Source organism: Candidatus Cloacimonadota bacterium, from assembly GCA_012522635.1.
GTDB lineage: Bacteria > Cloacimonadota > Cloacimonadia > Cloacimonadales > Cloacimonadaceae > Syntrophosphaera.
Genome location: JAAYKA010000047.1, coordinates 24,587 through 30,737, shown reverse-complemented (window position 1 = coordinate 30,737; position 6,151 = coordinate 24,587). Strand labels below are relative to the sequence as shown.

6 protein-coding genes are annotated in these 6,151 nt (G+C 49.9%); 5 read left to right on the top strand and 1 reads right to left on the bottom strand.

Annotated features, from left to right (window positions below; translation table 11 throughout):
* The 4 genes from GX135_02985 to GX135_02970 form a co-directional block, all read left to right on the top strand.
* Positions 1-1,747 (top strand): T9SS type A sorting domain-containing protein (locus GX135_02985; protein ID NLN85056.1); only part of this gene is annotated, 1,747 nt, incomplete at its 5' end.
* A 105-nt stretch (positions 1,748-1,852) separates the two neighbouring features.
* Complete coding sequence (locus GX135_02980) at positions 1,853-2,104, top strand: hypothetical protein (GenBank protein NLN85055.1); 252 nt, start codon at positions 1,853-1,855, stop codon at positions 2,102-2,104.
* Positions 2,053-2,400, top strand: coding sequence for a hypothetical protein (locus GX135_02975; protein NLN85054.1), 348 nt, complete (start codon positions 2,053-2,055; stop codon positions 2,398-2,400). Before GX135_02980 ends, GX135_02975 begins: the two co-directional genes overlap by 52 nt.
* 23 nt (positions 2,401-2,423) lie before the next feature.
* Positions 2,424-2,972 carry a T9SS type A sorting domain-containing protein gene (locus GX135_02970; GenBank protein ID NLN85053.1) on the top strand — a complete coding sequence of 183 codons (549 nt, stop codon included), beginning with the start codon at positions 2,424-2,426 and terminating at the stop codon, positions 2,970-2,972.
* Between the two features lie 445 nt (positions 2,973-3,417).
* Here GX135_02970 and GX135_02965 read toward each other — a convergent pair whose 3' ends face one another.
* A complete protein-coding gene (locus GX135_02965; protein NLN85052.1) occupies positions 3,418-4,368 on the bottom strand; it encodes a YitT family protein in 951 nt (316 codons plus the stop codon).
* 121 nt (positions 4,369-4,489) lie between these two features.
* On the opposite strand from GX135_02965, the gene GX135_02960 reads away from it, so the two are divergent.
* Positions 4,490-6,151, top strand: coding sequence for a nucleoside kinase (locus GX135_02960; protein ID NLN85051.1), 1,662 nt, complete (start codon positions 4,490-4,492; stop codon positions 6,149-6,151).

Genomic DNA, 6,151 nt, shown 5'->3' with positions numbered 1-6,151 from the left:
GGGTTTGAACGAAGGCAGCATCGTTGATTGCCACAGCAAGGGAATTGTGACAGGAGAATATTATGTCGGCGGCTTGGTGGGGAGCAACAATTATGGAACCATTATAGCAAGTTGGAACGCCGGAAATGTGCTTAGCAATAGAATGGCGGGAGGTTTGGTGGCGTTTAACTCAAACGGCAGCATCCAAGACTGCCACAACGAGGGAAATGTTTCCTGTCCCAGCGATGCAGGAGGTTTGGTGTCAAGCAGCACATCACTCACGATTTCAAACTGCTATAATACGGGAAACGTTAACTGTTCTGGTTATGGTAAAACGGGTGGCTTGGTGGGATACAGCTATTTGGATACAATCACAAACTGTTACAACACGGGAAAAGTAACTGCCTCCTACAGCGATACAGGTGGTTTGTTGGGACAAGTCCGTGAAAGCACCATGCAGGCCTGTTACAACACTGGAGATGTCACAGGAGCAGACTATACAGGCGGGCTGGCTGGACGATATTATTCGCTGGTTACGCTAAGTGATTGTTACAACACCGGAAAAGTCACGGGAGCAGGCTATACAGGCGGGTTGGTTGGACAGGTCGATTCGAGTATCAGTAATTGTTACAACACAGGAAACGTCACGGGAGCAACTCCCACGGGCGGTCTGGCTGGATCTTTATATTCAAGAGGCACGCTAAACAACTGTTACAATACTGGGAAAGTTACGGGAGCAACTTCTACAGGCGGATTGGCTGGATCGATCTCTTCAAATGGCACGGCCAGTTTTGGTAACAGTTATAACACTGGAGAGGTCTCTGGTGTAAAATGGGTCGGCGGATTGCTTGGGTCGATCTCAAATGGCGTTACCGTAAGCAACTGTTACAGCATTGGAACAACCACAGGCACTGAAAACGCAGGTGGTTTGATTGGACGTAATTATCTTGATGGTGGCGAAATCATCGACAGCTATTGGGACATCGAAAAATCCGGACAAACGACCAGCGAGGGCGGCGAAGGGCGTCTCACCGCTCAAATGGTGTTTCCGCATGGCGAAGATACCTATATTGGCTGGGACTGGGAAATTTGGGCTCCTGATGTATCACATTCCTTCAACGGCGGATACCCATGTTTAAGATCTTTTTATGAATTTGCCCCCGACCTTGTTAATGTGGATTTGAACAGCTTTTCCGCCACGATTGATGCGGCAAACAATGTTGAACTGAATTGGCAAAGCCAAAACGAAAATCTGATGCTGGGCTACCGTGTGTTTCGGAGTGTCAATCCCGATCCGGCTGCAGCCAACCCACTTACCGATGAACTTATCCCTGCCACAAACACCTCATCCACACAGAGTTACAGCTTTACCGACAACACCGTGGAGATGGGCGTAACCTATTACTACTGGCTGGAAACTGTCGACTATTTTGGCGGAAATCTCAATGGTTCGGTAAGCGTCACAGTTTTCAAAGAAGTTCCCGATTTCCCTGATGTTACCACCTTGAAAAACGCCTATCCCAATCCGTTCAAGCTTGGTGAGGTCACAAACATCGAAGTATCCATCAAGGAAGGGGAGACCGGAACCCTCACTATTTTCAACGCCAAAGGTCAGGTTTTAAAAACAGTAAGCCTTCCACAAGGCAGCCACAGCTACCGTTGGAACGGTCGCGACAGCAATGGCAGCGCAGTCGGCAGCGGCATATATTTCTACAAGCTGAACACTCCCAGCCTGACCCAAAGCAAAAAGATGGTGATTTTAAAATGATTGGGCGCCCAAAGATCTGACAGGAGCTGAAAGGCATGATGGTCTTTCTCAGCCATTGAACAAATGAAAAAACAGACACAATAAACAAAACATAAGGAGTTCGATATGGAGCAAAAGAACCGATTTTGGCTGGCATTGATGGTTTTATCGATGCTTTCGACACTGATGTTTGCCGAATTTGCCGGCGGAACCGGCACCCAGGACGACCCCTGGCAGGTCGCCACGGCTCAGCACTTGAACAATGTGCGTAACTACGTTGAAGAAGACCATCAGGACAAGTTTTTCATCCAAACGAGGATATTGATTTGGGGGTTCCTCCCTACAGCGAGGGCGGAGGCTGGCAGCCGATTGGCATAGCCGGCTTGAACATCTATATTGTCTTCATGGGCAATTACGATGGAAACGGACACCAGGTCAGCGGACTTTATATCAACAGGCCAGATACCAGCGCACAGGGTCTTTTTGGCGTGCTGGAGGGAAGTGTCCGAAATCTCACTGTCTTGGACTTCGATGTGACAGGCTATGAGGCAGTTGCAGGCTTGGCTGGCGTAAACAGCGGCTCAGTGGAAAACTGCTGCAGCCTTGGAAACGTGACCGGTTTTTATTCCGTGGGCGGCTTGGTGGGCTTCATGAATATGGAGATGGACACGTAGAAAACTGCTACAGCATTGGAAGCGTGACAGGAGGAGCTCACTACACCGGCGGCTTGATGGGCGGGGTTGATTTTAACGTAACCGGCTGCTATTGGAACACTCAAACGTCGGGACAAACAAGCAGCGGAGCCGGAGAAGGACGCTTGACGGCGCAGATGGTCTTTCCGCACAGCGACGACACATACGTGGATTGGGACTGGGAAATCTGGGCGCCGGACACAGACCATGTCATAAACGATGGCTATCCCTACCTGCGAGCCTGCCACAGTAATGTTTTGGTTGACGACCCCGTTCCGCCCATAGCCAGTTCCAGTATCAGTGCTTTTCCACAGCCGGCTTTCAAAGCGCCGACCATATCTATCAAAAGCGAAAGCCCTGGAAAGCTCAGCTACAGCATCTATAATATCCGCGGACAGAAATTATATTCTTCCCAGATTTACAGTGACGGTAAAAAACACTGCTTCGAACTACCCGCAGAAGCCTGGAAGCTGCTTTCCAACGGCGTCTATCTTGTGAGCTTGGAAAAAGAAAGGCAGATAATCGTGGCGTCAAAGCTGGTGGTGACTAAATAGTGGGGATTTTTATGCAGATTATTGAATAGATTAGGGGCTCTTTACCGTGGCTCATGAATGCCTCATACATGACCTGGGAACATCCTTAACGGCGCAAGGGATGTTCCCGGGATGGTATTGGGATAGTGTGGCGCTGGATTCAAGGGAGTTTGGTGGAATTGGAAGCGAGGTTGGTGGCGGGTTTTTTGATTAGCGAAGTTGGCGGTCGGAAGAACTTTTTTTAACGCCAAGGCCTGGATTCTTCGCTGGCGCTCAGAATGACGCGTCAGGACAGGGTTTGGATGCTGATAGGCGCAGCGAAACGCCAAAACGTCAAAACGCTAAAACCCTACAACCTTACAACAAATCCCTTTTTTATCCGGATAATCCTGTGCATCCCTAATCTATTTCTATAAAAAAATCAGCGTTATCGGCGTAATCAGCGTAACCCCATCCGCGTGACCCTCTACTCTCCCAAATTGATTTTCCGGGAGCGGAACCCATAGCCCATCACGTCATAGACATCGGTGACAATCATGAAGGCGTCCGGGTCGTGGTCTTTCACGATATCCGTGAGCAGCGGGACCTGGCGTCGGTTGACGACGGTGAAGAGGACTTCCGTATCCTTTTTTTCATAGCCGCGGGAGGCTTTGAAAAAGGTGACGCCGCGTTGGAGTTCTTCATAGATTTCTTCCTTGATTTCATCCACGTGGGGGGAGATGATATAGACGCCCTTGGTGTAGGGCATTCCTTCGGAAACGAGGTCTGTGACCCGGGAGGTGATGAAGAGGTTGATATAGCCCCAGATGAGGATTTTGGGGTCTTTCAAGAGCGTGGCGACGAGGAGGATGATACCGCTTTCCACGATGTAATATCCGCTGCCGATGGAGATTCCGGATTTTTGTTTGATGAGCCCGACGGGGATGTCGGTTCCGCCTGTGGAAGCGCGAGAGCGGAAGATGAGCCCCAGCCCGATTCCCAAAAACACGGAACCAGCGATGGCGGAAAGCATGATGTCATTCGGGCCCAAGAAGGCGGTGATGGGTCTGTTTTGAAATACGAAAGAATATTTTGTGGCATCCATAATTCCCAGGCGGGAAAGGCTTTGGATGCTGAGCAAATCCGTGAACGACGATGAAATCAACATTCCCATCACGCTTTTGGCGCCAAAGGCTTTGCCGATGAAGATGAAGCCAATGATGAACAGGGGGATATTGAGCATAATCATCGCCACACCGCGGGGGACTCCCAGATAGATATTTATCACCTGCGCGATACCCGCCACGCCGCCTGGAGCCATGTTGTATGGCATCAAAAACCAAGAGTAGCCAATGGCAAAAAATATGGCGCCCAAGACGATTCCGGCTATATATTTCACCTCACGTTGGAGGCGCTGTTTTTTGGTTAATTTCTTCATTGTTTCGGTTCTCCTAATTCTTGACGGATTGTCGCCCTCCAGAATAATGGACTTTGCAAGCTAAGTTCGATTAGCCATTGCTTTTCGGACTTTTTGGCTCAAAAAACACAAGGAAAAACAAATGACCATCGACCTCAGATTGGACGGCAACAAACACAGCCGGATACAACTGGATAAAGCCAAATCATTGGCCGAGCTTTTGCGCGGCAGGGACATTCCCACCCGGCGGATTTTGAGCTATAAAATTGACCACGCCACTTATGTCAATGACGAATATATCCCTCAGGGGGACACGCTGGTGGATTGCATCACTTTCAAACACCGCGAGGGAAGCCGGATTTACCACGATTCCGCCATTTTTATCCTCGCCAAGGCGGTTTACAGCCTCTTGGGACCGGGACATAACCTGGTGATTGAACACTCGATTGGCGACGGGGTGTTTTGTGAAGTTTTCGTCGCCGCGCCCTGGACACAGGAAGATTGTGAGAGGGTGAAAAGCGAGATGTGTCGCATCGTGGAGGCGGATATTCCCATCGATAAAATCGCGGTTAAAACCCCCGAAGCGATTTCCATTTTTGAAGAAATGGGACGCCCGGACGTGGTGAAAAACCTTGCCTATCGCTATGAGAAAGAGGTGTTTGTGTATCGCTGTGGGAAGTATTATGACTATTATTTACCACCGCTTGCCGACCACACGGGCATGATTGAGGAATTTGACATCGTTTTCAAGGAACCGGGCTTTGTACTTCGCTTTCCCAGCGGAAAGGATTGTCAATTGGCAGAGCCGTTTGTGTTTCCCGAAAAACTGTTCGCCCTGCATCAGGAACACGATAAATGGCTGAATATCCTGGGAGTTCACAACGTTATCGACGTGAATAAACTGACGGACAATTATGAGATTTCGGATTTTATCCTAGTGGAGGAGGCGCTTCACGAGAAAAAGATTGCGGAAATCGCGGCGGATATCGTGAAACGCCCCGAGGTGAAGCTGATTTTAATCGCGGGACCATCCTCGTCGGGAAAAACAACCTTCGCCAAACGGCTGTCCGTCCAATTGAAGGCATCGAGGGCAAAGCCCATCGTGATTGGTCTGGACGACTATTTTGTGGAAAGAACGCTCACGCCACCCACGGCGGAGGGGGATTTTGATTTTGAATCCATCCACGCGCTGGATTTGGAATTTCTGAACCTTCAGCTCACGCAGCTTTTGAACGGGGAAGAGGTGGTTTTACCCCATTTTGACTTTACCCGCGGACAAAGACGCAGCAGCAACAGCGCCATAAAACTGAAGGACGACGACGTTATCGTGATGGAAGGAATTCACGGTTTGAACGACGAACTGACCGCCGCCATTCCCGCTCATCGCAAGGTAAAAATCTATGTGAGCGCGCTGAATCAGCTCAATGTGGACAATCATAACCGCGTGGCGACCACGGATTGCCGGCTTTTACGCAGGATTATCCGAGACCATCAATATCGCGGTTACACGGCGACGGAGACGCTTCTGCGCTGGCCCAGCGTTCGCGCGGGAGAGGAACGAAACATCTTTCCCTATCAGGAAAACGCGGATTATATGTTCAACAGCAGCCTCACCTACGAACTGGGCGTGATGCGTAAACACGCCTGGAAAATCCTGCTGTCGGTTCCCATAACTTCCGCCGCCTACACGGAAGCGCGCAGGTTGTTGGCGCTTTTGGCGACCTCGAACGACATTCCAGACACGCTGGTTCCCTATAATTCCATCATTCGGGAATTCACCAACGGTTCGATTTTCAGGTATTAA